This window comes from Pseudomonas sp. C32 (genome assembly GCF_030417915.1).
Classification (GTDB): Bacteria; Pseudomonadota; Gammaproteobacteria; order Pseudomonadales; family Pseudomonadaceae; genus Aquipseudomonas.
Genome location: NZ_JAUHUK010000024.1, coordinates 68246 through 82330, shown reverse-complemented (window position 1 = coordinate 82330; position 14085 = coordinate 68246). Strand labels below are relative to the sequence as shown.

The following is a 14085-nucleotide window of genomic DNA, read 5'->3' as shown; positions in this document are numbered from 1 at the left end:
CTTCGGCGTTAAACAACTTCCAGCCGAACCTTGTGCTGGTTCAACAACTGCGCAAGCGCCGGAGAAGGCTGCTGATCGGTCACCAGGCAATCGACCAGGCTGATCGGCCCGAGGCGAATCATGGCGTTGCGCCCGAATTTGCTGGAGTCGGCCGCCAGGATCACTTGGCGAGCGTTGGCGATGATCGCCTGGGACACCCGCACTTCCTGATAATCGAAGTCCAGCAGACTGCCGTCTTCATCGATGCCGCTGATCCCGACCAAGGCGAAGTCGACTTTGAACTGGTTGATGAAGTCGACGCTGGCCTGGCCCACGACACCTCCGTCGCGGCGCACGTTGCCACCGGTCAACAGCACGTCAAAGTCGTCTTTGGCGCTGAGCATCGAGGCGACATGCAGGTTGTTGGTGATGATCTTCAGGTGATTGTGATTGAGCAGTGCGCGGGCAATGGATTCGGTGGTCGTGCCGATGTTGATGAACAACGAGGCATGGTCGGGAATCTGCGCGGCAATGGCTTCGGCGATGCGTTGCTTTTCATCGCGCATCTGATCGGCACGCATGGCATAGGCAGTGTTTTCGACACTGGAGTCGTAAGCCGCGCCGCCGTGGTAGCGACGCAACAAATTGGCTTCCGCGAGCTGATTGATATCGCGGCGGATGGTCTGCGGAGTAACAACGAACAGCGTGGCCATTTCCTCGATGCTGACATAGCCGCGTTCACGGACCAGTTCGAGGATTTGTTGCTGACGGGGAGGCAGATTCATGGGGCGTCCTTTGGGCTGCCGTGCAAAATTTGCCCATGATGCCGCAGGAATCCGCTCCCTGCCAGTTACTACAGAGACGAGTCAGCGTCTTTGCTTATTCAGCCTCGTCTTCAGCTGCCCAATCGCGGGTTCGGCTGACGGCTTTTTTCCAACCCGCGTAGAGTTTTTCCTTCGTTTTTTCGTCAAGGGTTGGCTCGAACTGACGTTCGATCACAGCCTTGCCGCGCAACTCTTCCAGGCTGCCCCAGAAGCCACAGGCCAGACCCGCCAGGTAAGCGGCGCCCAATGCTGTGGTTTCGCGCATTTGCGGGCGCTCGACTTGGGTGCCAAGGATATCGGCCTGGAACTGCATCAGGAAGTTGTTCGCCACTGCACCGCCGTCCACGCGCAGGGCCTTGAGGCGTTCGCCGGAGTCTTGCTGCATGGCATCGAGCACGTCGCGGGTCTGGTAGGCTATCGATTCCAGCGCTGCACGGATGATGTGATCCACACGCACGCCGCGGGTCAGGCCGAACAATGCGCCACGGGCATACGGGTCCCAGTACGGAGCACCCAGACCGGTGAAGGCCGGCACCAGGTACACGCCATTGCTGTCCTTGACCTTGTTGGCAAAGTATTCGGTGTCGTGGGCGTCGTTGATGATCTTCAACTCATCGCGCAGCCACTGCACCGTGGAACCACCGTTGAACACCGCGCCTTCCAGCGCGTAGGCCACTTCGCCGCGTGGGCCGCAGGCGATGGTGGTCAGCATGCCGTGTCGGGATTTCACCGCTTTGTCACCGGTGTTCATCAACAGGAAGCAACCGGTGCCATAGGTGTTTTTCGCCTGGCCGGGCTCGACGCACATCTGGCCGAACAGGGCGGCCTGCTGGTCGCCGGCGATGCCGCCGATGGCGATGCCGCTTTTGGTACGGCCGTAAATTTCCGAGGACGATTTAACTTCCGGCAGCATTTCCCGCGGGATATCCAGCACCTCCAGCATCTTCGCATCCCATTCCAGGGTGTGGATGTTGAAGAGCATGGTGCGCGAAGCGTTGGTGTAGTCGGTGACGTGCACCTTACCGCCAGTAAATTTCCAGATCAGCCAGCTGTCGACGGTGCCGAACAGCAACTCGCCGTTGCGCGCACGCTCACGGCTGCCTTCGACGTTGTCGAGAATCCACTTGAGTTTGGTGCCGGAGAAGTACGGGTCGGTGACCAGGCCGGTCGTGTCGCTGATGTATTGCTCGTGGCCATCGCGCTTGAGTTGCTGGCAGATCTCCGTGCTGCGACGGCACTGCCAGACGATGGCGTTGTAGATCGGGCGGCCGGTGTTCTTGTCCCACACCACCGTGGTTTCGCGCTGGTTGGTGATGCCGATGGCAGCCACCTGGTCATGGTGCAAGCCGGCTTGAGCCAGGGCCTCGACCATCACGGCGCTTTGGGTGGCGAAGATTTCCATCGGGTCATGTTCGACCCAGCCGGCTTGCGGGTAATGCTGTGCGAACTCCCGTTGGGCGGTGCAGACCACATTCGCATCGCGGTCGAAAATAATCGCGCGGGAGCTGGTCGTACCCTGATCGAGGGCAATGATGTAGTTCTTATTCTGAATGTCGGTCATGTCGATTGCCTTGGACGAAATAAGGGAGTGAAGTCTGGCGCGCAATCAAAAGGGCAGGTGTTGCGCGCCAACGGTATCAAGAAGTTCTTGGTTTGCCGTCAATGGCCGTTGTTACATCCTTTGTAGCAGGTATGGCGTTCGGCAAATGGCGGGCAATCAACCCGCGATAGGCGGCGGCGCCCAGGCAGGCACCGACAATCGGCGCAAATACCGGAATCAGGAAGTACGGAATATCGCGTCCGCCAGTGAAGGAAATTTCACCCCAGCCAGCGAAGAAAGTCATCAGCTTTGGTCCGAAGTCGCGTGCCGGGTTCATCGCGAAACCGGTCAGCGGCCCCATCGAACTGCCGATCACGGCAATCAGCAGGCCGATCAGCAGCGGCGCCATTGGGCCCTTTGGCAGGCCGTTGTTGTCGTCGGTCAGGGACATGATCACGCCCATCAGGATGGCAGTGATGATCACCTCGACCAGAAACGCCTGGGTGGTGGTCAGCGCAGGGTTCGGGAAAGTGGAAAATACCGACGCCAGTTCAAGGCTGGCCTGGCTGCCGCGAATCATGTGATGGGTTTGTTCGAAATCGAAGAACAGATTGCTGTAAAGCGTGTAAACCAACAAGGCGCCACAGAATGCCCCGGCGACTTGGGCAAGAATGTAGAAAGGCAATTTGCGCTTTTCAAAGTCAGCGAAAAGGCTCAGCGCGATGCTGACGGCGGGGTTCAAATGCGCGCCGGAAACCCCGGCGGTCAGGTAGATCGCCATGCTGACACCGATGCCCCAAATGATGCTGATTTCCCACAAGCCAAAGCTGGCGCCCGCGACCTTGAGGGCGGCAACGCAACCCGTACCGAAAAATATCAGCAACGCCGTACCCAGGAATTCGGCCATGCATTGGCTCGAGAGCGACGGTTGTTGTAAAGCAGTAGTCATTGAAACCTCGTTGTTTTTGTTGTCTGGCGCTTTTTTGCCATCGTGGTCGAAGCGCATTTTCCACCGAGGCAGGATCCCCATCCTGGTCGCGGTTCACTGCCGGGTATTGCTGTAGGACGTTTCGCTTAGTTTCAGAAACGAAAAAATATAGACAAGAAACACTGCTGTCAAAGGTCGAAAGTGAACTATTGGTCACAAAAAAACTATTCGTCGCATGAATGAACGAATGACTGGATGGCCGTGAGTGCGAAGTAGACAAGCTGAAACAAGGCCGCCATAGAGCCTTTTGTGGACCAATGTCCTAGAATCCGGCGCAGTGTTTTTCATCTGCCGACCCGTCTGGAGCTGTCTCATGACCCCTGCATTGGATTTGTTGAAAAAGGTTCGGGCCGAACACCGCGTGCACAGTTACGAACATGACCCGAAGGCTGCGTCCTATGGCCTGGAAGCTGCGGAAAAACTGGGTCTCGACCCGGCTCAGGTGTTCAAGACACTGTTGGCAGCCAGTGAAAAAGGGGAGTTGTTGGTGGCGGTTGTCCCGGTGGTAGGAACGCTGGATTTGAAGGGGTTGGCTCAGGCGGCTGGCGTGAAAAAAGTTGAAATGGCCGACCCGGCGGCGGCACAGCGATCCACCGGCTACCTGCTGGGCGGCATCAGTCCGCTGGGGCAAAAGAAGCGCCTGCGCACGTTTATCGACAATTCGGCCCAGCCGTTTGCCAGCATTTATGTCAGTGCAGGCCGGCGCGGTCTGGAAGTTGAATTGGCCCCCGCGGTGCTCGCCGAGCATACCCAGGCGAAGTTCGCGGAAATTGGCCGGGTTTGAAGGGCTTCGTTGCCGCTGTATGGTGGAAATAAGTGTGCTCTGTCACTGGTGCCATCTTTAGAGCGGCTTCATGCTCGGTTGCCTGACAAAGGGAGAAGGTTATGCAGCTTGAGTTCCATCAGATCGACGCGTTCAGCGATCAACCTTTCAGTGGTAACCCGGCAATGGTCTATCGGCTCGACACCTGGCTCGCCGATGACTTGATGCAAAAAATTGCCGCCGAGCACAACCTCGCTGAAACGGCGTTTGTGGTGCGCGAGGGGCAGGTCTGGCACATCCGCTGGTTTACGCCGACTACCGAAGTGCCGCTGTGTGGTCACGCGACCCTGGCGAGCGCCCACGTGCTGTTCGAGATCTATCAAGAGCCGGTCGAGCGTCTGGATTTCATCTGCAAGTCCGGTCCATTGAGTGTGACGCGGGAGGGTGGCCGCCTGTGGCTGGATTTTCCGGCCATCCTGCCGTCGCCAGTGGCCGAGACCCTGGAGGTCGAGCGTGCTTTGGGCGTGGAAGCCATCGAAGTGCTGGCTTCGAATGAATTGTTCGTGGTGCTGGAATCCGAACAAGCCGTGCTCGACTGTAAACCGGACATGGTTGCTCTGGCGAAACTGCCGTGGTTGGGCGCCATCGTGACGGCGCGGGGCAGCCAGCACGATTTCGTCTCACGCTATTTCGCACCGGCGATTGGCATCAATGAAGATCCCGTGACGGGTTCAACCCATTGCCTGCTGATTCCGTATTGGTCGAAGCGTTTGGGCAAGTCGAGTCTGACGGCTTTCCAGTGTTCGGCCCGGGGCGGGGAGCTGTTCTGTCAACTGGGAGGCGATCGGGTGAGTATTGGCGGGAATGCGACGTTGGTGGCCAGCGGAACCCTGATGTTGGGCTGACACAGGTCCATTGTAGGAGCGAGCTTGCTCGCGATAGCGGTGGGTCAGTCAACATCGCTGTTGAATCTGATGCCGCGATCGCGAGCAAGCTCGCTCCTACAGGGATTGGGTGTGTTCAGTTGGTGGTGCTGTACCGCCGGACACCGGATTCGATTGCCGGAATCTGCGCCGCCGTGCTGCCGGACGCCTGGAACAACACCAGATGTTCTGCTACGACACGAATGCCCACTTGCGCCCCAACCTGACGATCGACATGGCTCGGGAAGATAGATTCCAGCTGCGCGCCGGTTGGCAGCTGCAAGCGATACAGGGTCGATGCACCCTGGAACGATTTGCCAACAATCAGCGCCTTCAGTGCGCTGTCTGGCGCATAAACGATGTCGTCCGGACGCAATAACACGTCCACGGCGCCACCAACGGGCCAGGTGTAGGCGCGATTTCCGCGCAGTTCACCCAACTCGGTCTGCACCGACTCCGGGCTGCTCAACTGGCCGCGAATGAAGTAACCCTGGCCGATGAAGCTGGCGACAAATGGCGTCAGCGGTTCGTGATACAGGTTGTAGGGCGTATCCCATTGCTCCAGGCGACCTTCCTTGAACACACCGACATGATCGCTGACGGCAAAGGCTTCTTCCTGGTCGTGAGTCACCAGAATCGCACTGGTGCCACGGGCCTTGAGAATGTCGCGAACCTCGTGACTTAGCTTGCGGCGCAACTCGCCATCGAGGTTGGAAAACGGCTCGTCGAGCAACAGCAATTGTGGCTCCGGCGCCAGAGCGCGGGCCAGGGCGACGCGTTGCTGCTGACCACCGGAAAGCTCATGGGGGAAGCGCTTGCCGAGGCCCTTGAGGTTGACCAGTTCCAGCAACTCTTCGGTCACGCGATCCTTTTGCGGATGTTTGCGGATGCCGAAGGCAATGTTGTCGGCCACGCTCAGGTGTGGAAACAGCGCGTAGTCCTGGAACACCATGCCGATCCGACGTTTCTCCGGCGCGAGGGTGAAACCGGCGCTGGAAATGGTCTCGCCGGCGAGCTGGATGTCACCTTCGTGCACCGGTTCGAAGCCGGCAATCGCCCGCAGGGTGGTGGTCTTGCCGCAGCCCGAAGAGCCGAGCAGGCAACCGATGTCACCGGCGTTCAAATGCAAGTTGAGGTTCTGCACCACGCGCTGGTCTTGATAGCCGCAGGCGAGGTTTCGCAGGTTCAACAGTAATGGCTGGCTCATGCGTGGTGATACGCCGGCTCGACGAGAAATTCGAGCAGGGCCTTTTGTGCGTGAAGACGGTTTTCTGCCTGATCCCAAGCCACCGAGCGTTTGTCATCGAGCAGGTCGACGCTGATCTCTTCGCCTCGGTGTGCGGGCAGGCAATGCATGAACAGAACGTCCGGCGCGGCCAGGTCGAGCAGGGCGCGGTTCACCTGGTACGGTGCAAACAGCTGAAGGCGCTTGGCGGTTTCTTCTTCCTGGCCCATGGAGGTCCAGACGTCAGTACTCACCAGATGGGCGCCGCGCACGGCGTCCTTCGGATCGCGCACGATGGTGACCCGGTCACCGGCCTTGGCCACGAATTCAGGATTGGGCTCGTAGCCTTCCGGGCAGGCAACGCGCAGCTGGAAGTCGAACTGGATCGCCGCTTCTATATAGCTGTTGCACATGTTGTTGCCGTCGCCGATCCAGGCCACGGTCTTGCCCTGGATGGAGCCGCGGTGTTCGAGGAAGGTCTGCATGTCGGCCAGCAGCTGGCACGGATGCAGGTCATCGGACAGGCCGTTGATCACGGGCACACGGGAGTTTGCCGCGAACTCGGTCAGGTTGCTGTGGGCAAAGGTACGGATCATCACCGCGTCGAGCATGCTCGACATGACGATGGCGCAGTCGCCGATAGGCTCGCCACGGCCCAGTTGGGTGTCACGGGGCGACAGGAAAATCGCCTGGCCGCCGAGCTGGATCATGCCGGCTTCGAACGAGATGCGGGTGCGGGTCGAGGACTTCTCGAAAATCATCCCGAGCACGCGGTTTTTCAGGGGCTCGAACAGTACGCCGCGGTTACGCAGGTCCTTGAGCTCAACGCCTCGACGGATCACGCTGACCAGCTCTTCGGGCGTGCAATCCATCAGGGAGAGAAAGTGCCTTGCGCTCATCATTGACTACCTTTTTGCTACAAACCGCAGATGCTCAAAGCCTTGTTTAACGGAACAACGGGCGAGACCTGCGGCGTAAGCCGCACGGGGCGACGAAATAGGGGAAGGCGCGATCTTATAATTAAATGTCGCGTCTTACCAATAGGGCTACAGTTTTAGGGGATTTCAGAGGGGCTAAGGGATCACCGCAGTAGCGCTTTTGAAGCCTGTTTCCTGACAGCAGCGGCTCATTTGTACACTGGCCTCTCGGGGCTTGGCAATCAAACGAGGCGGGGAGGGTGCAATTGGCGGTTGTTTTCTGACCTTTGGTCCGACGCTTACCAACGGTCATCGGCTGTCCTGATAGCCGCCGATTCACAAGACGAACGTCGCTGGCGCGGTGGCAGGTCTGGCGCCATAGTTTTGCTCCCGAGGCAAACATTGCCCGCCCAGAACAAGACAGAGACTGGCCATGACCAAGACTCTCCATCACCGTGCGTGTCACCTGTGTGAAGCCATCTGTGGCCTGACCATCGAAACCACCCAGGCCGAAGACGGCAAAGTGCAGATCACTTCGATCAAGGGTGATCCGCTTGACACCTTCAGTCGCGGGCACATTTGCCCCAAGGCTGTCGCACTGCAAGACATCCAGAACGATCCGGACCGCCTGCATCAGCCCATGCAGCGGGTGGGCAACGAATGGCAGCCCATCGAGTGGGAAGCGGCGTTCAACCTGGTCGCCGAGCGCCTGGCGGTCATTCAGGAACATCACGGGCAGAACGCTGTGGCGGTCTATCAGGGCAATCCGAGCGTGCATAACTACGGGTTGATGACCCACAGCAATTATTTTCTCGGCCTGCTGAAAACCCGTAACCGGTTTTCCGCCACTTCGGTCGACCAATTGCCCCATCATTTGACCAGTCATTTGATGTACGGCCACGGCTTGCTGTTGCCGATCCCCGATATCGATCACACCGACTTCATACTGATTCTCGGCGGCAACCCGCTGGCCTCGAACGGCAGCATCATGACGGTGCCGGATGTGGAAAAACGCTTGAAAGCGATTCAGGCCCGGGGTGGCAAAGTGGTGGTGGTCGACCCGCGTCGCAGCGAAACCGCTGCCATTGCCGATCAGCATTTGTTCGTACGCCCCGGTGGCGATGCGGCTTTGTTGTTCGGTGTTCTCAACACCCTGTTCGCAGAAGGGCTAACCCGCGACAGCCATTTGCCGGTGGACGGTCTGGATGACGTGCGTGGGGCTATCGCCACCTTCACCGCTGAAGCCATGAGCCCACTGTGCGCCGTGCCGGCCGTGCAAATCCGCCAGTTGGCGCGAGACTTCGCTGCAGCGCCGAGCGCGGTTTGCTACGGCCGCATGGGGGTTTCGACCCAAGCCTTCGGCACGCTGTGCCATTGGCTGGTGCAGTTGATCAACCTGGTCACCGGCAACCTCGACCGCGTTGGCGGTGCGTTGTGCACCGAGCCGGCGGTGGACCTGGTGGCCTCGACATCGGGCGGGCATTTCAATCTGTGGCAGAGTCGGGTGTCAGGTCGCCCGGAATATGCGGGTGAATTGCCGGTGTCGGCGCTGGCCGAGGAAATGCTTACTGAAGGGGAAGGGCAGGTCCGCGCGCTGATCACCGTGGCGGGCAACCCGGTGCTGTCCACACCCAACGGCCGAAAACTCGAACAGGCGCTCGATGGTCTGGAATTCATGGTCAGTATCGATCTGTACATCAATGAAACCACGCGTTATGCCGACCTGATCCTGCCGTCCACCTCGGCGCTGGAAAACGATCATTACGACACGACGTTCAATATGTTTGCGGTGCGTAACGTCAGCCGCTTCAACCGCGCAATCCTCGCCAAACCTGAAGGCGCGCTGCACGACTGGGAAATCTTCGTCGGGCTGGCCAAGGCGTTCGCCGCTCGAACCAACAAGGAGCTGAAACCTACCATTGCTCCGGCGCAAATGATCGATCGTGGACTGCGCATGGGGATGTATGGAGACGCGTCGGCGCACAAGCTGTCGTTGGATACTTTGTTCGATCATCCCCATGGTGTCGATCTGGGTGCGCTCAAGCCCAACCTTGTGTCACGCCTGAAAACCGCCAATCAGCGAGTCCAGGCCGCTCCTGCCGCGATCCTTGCCGACCTGGCACGCTTCGCCGCCTTGCAGGCACCGGCTGCCGATGAGTTGCTGATGATCGGTCGACGCCACGTACGCAGCAACAATTCGTGGATGCACAACTATCATCGCCTCGTGAAGGGCAAGCCGCGTCATCAGTTGCTGATGCATCCGGACGATCTGGCCAGTCGCGGGCTTAATGACGGGCAGCGGGTGCGGATCAGTTCGCGGGTTGGCGTGATCGAGGTCGAAGTGCTCGGTAGTCTGGACATGATGAAAGGTGTGGTCAGCCTGCCGCACGGTTGGGGTCATGCCCGACCTGGCGTGCAAATGGCGATTGCCAGCAGTCAGCCGGGTTCCAGCGCCAATGACCTCACGGACGAATGCCAACTGGACGAGTTGTCCGGGAACGCGGCGCTCAACGGTGTGCCGGTGACAGTGGTCGCGGCGTGATTTAGTCTGACGGAGAGACCGAGCAGGGGGCTCGGCTTTCCGTTACAATGCGCCACCGTGCCGACCCGTGAGTCGGAAAGTTCAGCCGAGGTGCTCCATGGATATCATCGAAACGATTAAAGAGCAGATTGCCAACAACACCATTCTGCTTTACATGAAAGGCTCGCCGAATGCCCCGCAGTGTGGCTTCTCCGCGAAAGCTGCGCAGGCCGTGATGGCGTGTGGCGAGAAGTTTGCGTACGTGGACATCCTGCAGAACCCGGAAATCCGCGCCAACCTGCCAAAATACGCCAACTGGCCAACCTTCCCGCAACTGTGGGTTGGCGGTGAGCTGGTCGGCGGTAGCGACATCATGACCGAGATGGCTGCAGACGGTTCGCTGCAAACCACCATCAAGGCCGCTGTTGAAGCCGCTGCTGCCAACAAGTCCGAAGCCTGATTTGGCTTTATGTAGGAGCGAGCTTGCTCGCGATGCACTCAAGAACACCGCGGGGAATCAGACTCCCCGCGTTATCGTTGACCACCATCGTGAGCAAGCTCGCTCCTACAGTAAAAGCAGCAGGCACAAAAAAGCCCCGTCTCTTCAAAAGAGTGCGGGGCTTTTTATTGCATCGAGATTAGCGGTACGGCGTTATTCGTCTTCGCCCATCTGCGATTGCAGATAGTTTTCAAGTCCTACTTTATCGATCAGGCCCAGTTGGGTTTCCAGCCAGTCGATATGTTCCTCTTCGGACTCAAGGATATCTTCAAGCAGTTCACGGCTACCGAAGTCGCCGACGGTTTCGCAATGAGCGATGGCGACTTTCAGGTCAGCGTGGCCGGTTTTCTCGATGCGCAGGTCGCACTCAAGCATTTCCTTGGTGTGTTCACCGATGTGCAGCTTGCCCAGGTCCTGGACGTTCGGCAGGCCTTCAAGGAACAGAATGCGCTTGATCAGCTTGTCCGCGTGCTTCATCTCGTCGATGGATTCGTGGTACTCGTGCTTGCCGAGCTTGTTCAGACCCCAATCTTCGTACATGCGTGCATGCAGGAAATATTGATTGATCGCGACCAGTTCATTGGCAAGGATCTTGTTGAGATGCTGGATGACTGTAACGTCGCCTTTCATGATGGGGTCCTGCCCTGTATTAACTGTCTAATTGTCAGAGTTTGGGCCGCGCATTTAATAGTGTCAAACCTAAGTTATTGAAACTTATATGAAAATTAATCGGAATAAGAATGTTTTTGTTCCGCGTCTAGCGCATAACTGGTTGATTTTCGGGCATAAAAAAACCGGACATGAGTCCGGTTCTTTGGAATTCGGTATTTAGGCGGCTGTAAATTCTGCAGGAAAGGGAATCGCTGCTTGAGCCGTTTGCAGTTTGGTCAGCGTTTCGCGAACCACTTCCTTGGCGAGGCAGGCACATTTACCGCATTGACTGGCAACGCCGGTGGCCACGCGGACTTCCTTGTAGCTGCAGCATCCTTCATAGATCGCATCGCGGATTTGACCGTCGGTGACACCAGTGCAGAGGCAAACATACATAAGAGAAGACCGTCGCTTGTTTATGTCTCGATTGCGATGGATCTTAATGTTAACGAGAATGATTGTCAAAGTGGTTTCTGAGCACTTATGGTCATAAGGGCAGGTGACTGACGAACGGTTTGTTTCTGAAAAATGGTGACGAGCCGTCTGTGCGGATTTTAGCGTCGAGGGCAAAAACAGCTAAGACAGGTCAAACACGCGGTGTATGATGGCCGGTCTTTGCGACTCTGGTTCGTGTCACAGGGCTGTCGCCTGAGGGTGGCAGGCTGGTGCGAACCTTGTTCTTCACGCTATTACACCAGGAGATATCCAATGAGCGTACTCGTAGGCAAACAAGCCCCTGACTTCACCGTACCGGCCGTACTCGGCAATGGCGAGATCGTTGACAGCTTCACCCTGTCCTCGGCCATCAAAGGCAAATACGGCCTGGTGTTCTTCTACCCGCTGGACTTCACCTTCGTTTGCCCGTCCGAGCTGATTGCTCTGGACAACCGCATGGCTGATTTCAAGGCCCGCAACGTTGAAGTGATCGCTGTTTCGATCGATTCGCACTTCACCCACAACGCATGGCGCAACACTCCAGTGAACAATGGCGGTATCGGCCAGGTTCGCTACACCATGGCTGCTGACATCAAGCAGGACATCATGAAGGCCTACGACGTTCAGTCCGCTGACGGCGTTGCTTTCCGTGGCGCGTTCCTGATCGACGACAAAGGCGTTGTCCGTTCGCAGATCATCAACGACCTGCCGCTGGGCCGTAACATGGAAGAGCTGATCCGTCTGGTCGACGCTCTGCAATTCCACGAAGAGCACGGCGAAGTCTGCCCTGCCAACTGGAAGAAAGGCGACAAAGGCATGAACGCTTCGCCAGAAGGCGTTGCGGCTTACCTGACCGAGCACGCTGCCGCTCTGTAAGGCACGCTCCAGGTACAAAAAAACCGGCCTTCGAGGCCGGTTTTTTTATGGGTGGGATTTTTTTCGAGGGGAAAACTATCCCTGTGGGAGCGAGCCAGCTCGCGATGGACTCAAGAACGCCGCGGGGTATCAGGCATCCAGCGTCATCGTTGACGACCATCGCGAGCGGGCTCGCTCCTACAGACAAGCCAGATCAATCGTCGAAGTCTTCCCAGCCGCCCATCTGTTTCCAGCGATTGACGATGCCGCAGAACAGCTCGGCGGTCTTCTCGGTGTCATAGCGAGCCGAGTGAGCCTCGCGACCGTCGAAGTCAATGTCCGCTGCCTGGCAGGCCTTGGCCAGTACGGTCTGGCCGTAAGCGAGGCCGGCGAGCGTTGCGGTATCGAAGCTGGAGAACGGATGAAACGGGTTGCGTTTCATGTCCAGGCGCGCAACGGCGGCGTTCAGGAAGCCCAGGTCGAAGCTGCTGTTGTGCCCGACCAGGATCGCCCGTTTGCAGCCGTTGGCTTTCAGCGCTTTACGCACGCCACGGAAGATATCGTTCAGCGCCGATTCTTCACTCACCGCCATGCGCAGCGGGTGGTCGAGTTTGATCCCGGTGAACTCAAGCGCTGCCGCTTCGATGTTCGCGCCTTCGAACGGCTCGACACGGAAGAAGTAGGTGTGATCAGGGTAAACGAAGCCCTTTTCATCCATCGCGATGGTGGTCGCGGCGATTTCCAGCAGGGCGTCGGTGGCCGAGTTGAAACCACCGGTTTCTACGTCGACGACAACTGGCAGGTAGCCACGAAACCGTGCGGCCATCGGGTGACGGGAACCGCCGCCACCGCCTTGACCTTCCTGTTCGTCGTCGAAATGGTCTTCACTCACGCGTGTTCCTCCAGCAGGCGCCAGCGCAGTTTTTCACCGGCGCGCAGCGGGATAACGGTCAGCTCGCCAAATGGCAGGCTGGTTGGGGCGGTCCATTCTTCGCGGACCAGTGTAATGCGGTCGGTGTTCGCCGGCAGACCATAGAAGCGCGGGCCGTTGAGGCTGGCGAACGCTTCGAGCTTGTCCAGCGCATTGCGCTGTTCGAAGGCTTCGGCATACATCTCGATTGCTGCGTAGGCGGTGTAGCAACCGGCGCAACCGCAAGCGGCTTCTTTGGCGTGCTGGGCGTGGGGCGCCGAGTCGGTACCGAGGAAGAACTTCTCGCTACCGCTGGTGGCGGCGTTGAGCAGGGCTTCCTGGTGCGTGTTGCGCTTGAGGATCGGCAGGCAATAGAAGTGCGGCCGAATCCCGCCCACCAGCATGTGGTTGCGGTTGTACAGCAAGTGATGCGCGGTGATGGTTGCGCCAACGTTGGCCGAAGCCGAATTGACGAACTGCACGGCGTCAGCGGTGGTGATGTGTTCGAACACGACTTTGAGGGTCGGGAAACGCTCGACCACACGACGCATGTGTTCATCGATGAAGATTTTTTCGCGGTCGAACACGTCGACGTCGCCACGGGTGACTTCACCGTGGATCAACAACGGCATCCCGACTTCGGCCATGGCCTCGATCGCAGGGAAAATCTTGTCGATGCTGGTGACGCCAGAATCCGAGTTGGTGGTTGCGCCGGCCGGGTACAGCTTGGCGGCGTGAACGAAACCGCTGGCCTTGGCCTCGCGAATTTCTTCGGGCTGGGTGCGGTCGGTGAGGTACAGGACCATCAGTGGTTCAAACGGGCTGCCAGCCGGGCGGGCAGCGAGAATCCGCTGGCGATAGCCGTCGGCTTCAGCCGCGTTGCGGACCGGAGGGACCAGGTTGGGCATGATAATGGCGCGACCAAAGGTGCGCGCGACATCCGCGACAGTATTGGTCAACACGGCACCATCGCGAAGATGAATGTGCCAGTCGTCGGGACGCAGCAGGGTCAGGCGGTCGGACATGAGGGGATTCCAGGCGGGTCAAACTGAAGG

14 protein-coding genes are annotated in these 14085 nt (G+C 58.5%); 5 read left to right on the top strand and 9 right to left on the bottom strand.

Features of this window, described 5'->3' with window-relative positions:
- Positions 1-8: 8 nt before the first annotated feature.
- From QYH43_RS23495 to QYH43_RS23485, 3 genes are all read right to left on the bottom strand, one after another.
- Positions 9-764 carry a DeoR/GlpR family transcriptional regulator gene (locus QYH43_RS23495; RefSeq protein ID WP_053155124.1) on the bottom strand — a complete coding sequence of 252 codons (756 nt, stop codon included), beginning with the start codon at positions 762-764 and terminating at the stop codon, positions 9-11.
- Positions 765-858: 94 nt separating this feature from the next.
- Complete coding sequence (glpK, locus tag QYH43_RS23490; protein ID WP_301158214.1) at positions 859-2364, bottom strand: glycerol kinase GlpK; 1506 nt, start codon at positions 2362-2364, stop codon at positions 859-861.
- Between the two features lie 76 nt (positions 2365-2440).
- Complete coding sequence (locus QYH43_RS23485; RefSeq protein ID WP_095057133.1) at positions 2441-3292, bottom strand: MIP/aquaporin family protein; 852 nt, start codon at positions 3290-3292, stop codon at positions 2441-2443.
- A gap of 352 nt (positions 3293-3644) precedes the next feature.
- Here QYH43_RS23485 and ybaK point away from each other — a divergent pair, with 352 nt between their 5' ends.
- A complete protein-coding gene (gene ybaK / locus QYH43_RS23480; RefSeq protein WP_095057043.1) occupies positions 3645-4115 on the top strand; it encodes a Cys-tRNA(Pro) deacylase in 471 nt (156 codons plus the stop codon).
- Between the two features lie 101 nt (positions 4116-4216).
- The gene (locus QYH43_RS23475; protein ID WP_301158213.1) at positions 4217-4999 is read left to right on the top strand and encodes a PhzF family phenazine biosynthesis protein; all 783 of its coding nucleotides are present in this window, start codon (positions 4217-4219) and stop codon (positions 4997-4999) included.
- Between the two features lie 115 nt (positions 5000-5114).
- Here the strand turns inward: QYH43_RS23475 and QYH43_RS23470 are convergent, their stop codons facing one another.
- Positions 5115-6224: an ABC transporter ATP-binding protein gene (locus QYH43_RS23470; RefSeq protein WP_095057045.1), complete on the bottom strand. Its 1110-nt coding sequence runs from the start codon at positions 6222-6224 to the stop codon at positions 5115-5117.
- Positions 6221-7141 (bottom strand): ornithine carbamoyltransferase, encoded by a 921-nt coding sequence (gene argF, locus QYH43_RS23465; RefSeq protein WP_095057046.1) that lies wholly within the window; start codon positions 7139-7141, stop codon positions 6221-6223. The genes QYH43_RS23470 and argF overlap by 4 nt, the downstream gene beginning before the upstream one ends.
- Positions 7142-7592: 451 nt before the next feature.
- Here argF and QYH43_RS23460 point away from each other — a divergent pair, with 451 nt between their 5' ends.
- Both QYH43_RS23460 and grxD read left to right on the top strand, forming a co-directional pair.
- A complete protein-coding gene (locus QYH43_RS23460; protein WP_301158212.1) occupies positions 7593-9701 on the top strand; it encodes a molybdopterin oxidoreductase family protein in 2109 nt (702 codons plus the stop codon).
- Between the two features lie 97 nt (positions 9702-9798).
- Positions 9799-10140: a Grx4 family monothiol glutaredoxin gene (gene grxD / locus QYH43_RS23455; RefSeq protein WP_034149018.1), complete on the top strand. Its 342-nt coding sequence runs from the start codon at positions 9799-9801 to the stop codon at positions 10138-10140.
- A 192-nt stretch (positions 10141-10332) separates the two neighbouring features.
- Here the strand turns inward: grxD and bfr are convergent, their stop codons facing one another.
- Positions 10333-10809, bottom strand: coding sequence for a bacterioferritin (bfr, locus tag QYH43_RS23450; RefSeq protein WP_008053519.1), 477 nt, complete (start codon positions 10807-10809; stop codon positions 10333-10335).
- 198 nt (positions 10810-11007) lie between these two features.
- Positions 11008-11226 (bottom strand): bacterioferritin-associated ferredoxin, encoded by a 219-nt coding sequence (locus QYH43_RS23445; RefSeq protein ID WP_008053520.1) that lies wholly within the window; start codon positions 11224-11226, stop codon positions 11008-11010.
- A 312-nt stretch (positions 11227-11538) separates the two neighbouring features.
- Between QYH43_RS23445 and QYH43_RS23440 the strand changes: the two genes are divergently transcribed.
- Entirely contained in the window at positions 11539-12141 is a 603-nt protein-coding gene (locus tag QYH43_RS23440) for a peroxiredoxin (protein ID WP_095057048.1), read from the top strand.
- A gap of 193 nt (positions 12142-12334) precedes the next feature.
- On the opposite strand, the gene rnt is transcribed toward QYH43_RS23440, so the two are convergent.
- Both rnt and pyrC read right to left on the bottom strand, forming a co-directional pair.
- Positions 12335-13012 carry a ribonuclease T gene (gene rnt, locus QYH43_RS23435; protein ID WP_053155142.1) on the bottom strand — a complete coding sequence of 226 codons (678 nt, stop codon included), beginning with the start codon at positions 13010-13012 and terminating at the stop codon, positions 12335-12337.
- A complete protein-coding gene (gene pyrC, locus QYH43_RS23430) occupies positions 13009-14055 on the bottom strand; it encodes a dihydroorotase (protein WP_095057049.1) in 1047 nt (348 codons plus the stop codon). The genes rnt and pyrC overlap by 4 nt, the downstream gene beginning before the upstream one ends.
- Between the last annotated feature and the right edge of the window lie 30 nt (positions 14056-14085).

Bases quoted from the DNA above. Each gene is read 5' to 3' on its own strand.
- QYH43_RS23495 (WP_053155124.1), bottom strand. From the start codon at position 764: ATGAATCTGCCTCCCCGTCAGCAACAAATCCTCGAACTGGTCCGTGAA.
- glpK (WP_301158214.1), bottom strand. From the start codon at position 2,364: ATGACCGACATTCAGAATAAGAACTACATCATTGCCCTCGATCAGGGT.
- QYH43_RS23485 (WP_095057133.1), bottom strand. From the start codon at position 3,292: ATGACTACTGCTTTACAACAACCGTCGCTCTCGAGCCAATGCATGGCC.
- ybaK (WP_095057043.1), top strand. From the start codon at position 3,645: ATGACCCCTGCATTGGATTTGTTGAAAAAGGTTCGGGCCGAACACCGC.
- QYH43_RS23475 (WP_301158213.1), top strand. From the start codon at position 4,217: ATGCAGCTTGAGTTCCATCAGATCGACGCGTTCAGCGATCAACCTTTC.
- QYH43_RS23470 (WP_095057045.1), bottom strand. From the start codon at position 6,224: ATGAGCCAGCCATTACTGTTGAACCTGCGAAACCTCGCCTGCGGCTAT.
- argF (WP_095057046.1), bottom strand. From the start codon at position 7,141: ATGAGCGCAAGGCACTTTCTCTCCCTGATGGATTGCACGCCCGAAGAG.
- QYH43_RS23460 (WP_301158212.1), top strand. From the start codon at position 7,593: ATGACCAAGACTCTCCATCACCGTGCGTGTCACCTGTGTGAAGCCATC.
- grxD (WP_034149018.1), top strand. From the start codon at position 9,799: ATGGATATCATCGAAACGATTAAAGAGCAGATTGCCAACAACACCATT.
- bfr (WP_008053519.1), bottom strand. From the start codon at position 10,809: ATGAAAGGCGACGTTACAGTCATCCAGCATCTCAACAAGATCCTTGCC.
- QYH43_RS23445 (WP_008053520.1), bottom strand. From the start codon at position 11,226: ATGTATGTTTGCCTCTGCACTGGTGTCACCGACGGTCAAATCCGCGAT.
- QYH43_RS23440 (WP_095057048.1), top strand. From the start codon at position 11,539: ATGAGCGTACTCGTAGGCAAACAAGCCCCTGACTTCACCGTACCGGCC.
- pyrC (WP_095057049.1), bottom strand. From the start codon at position 14,055: ATGTCCGACCGCCTGACCCTGCTGCGTCCCGACGACTGGCACATTCAT.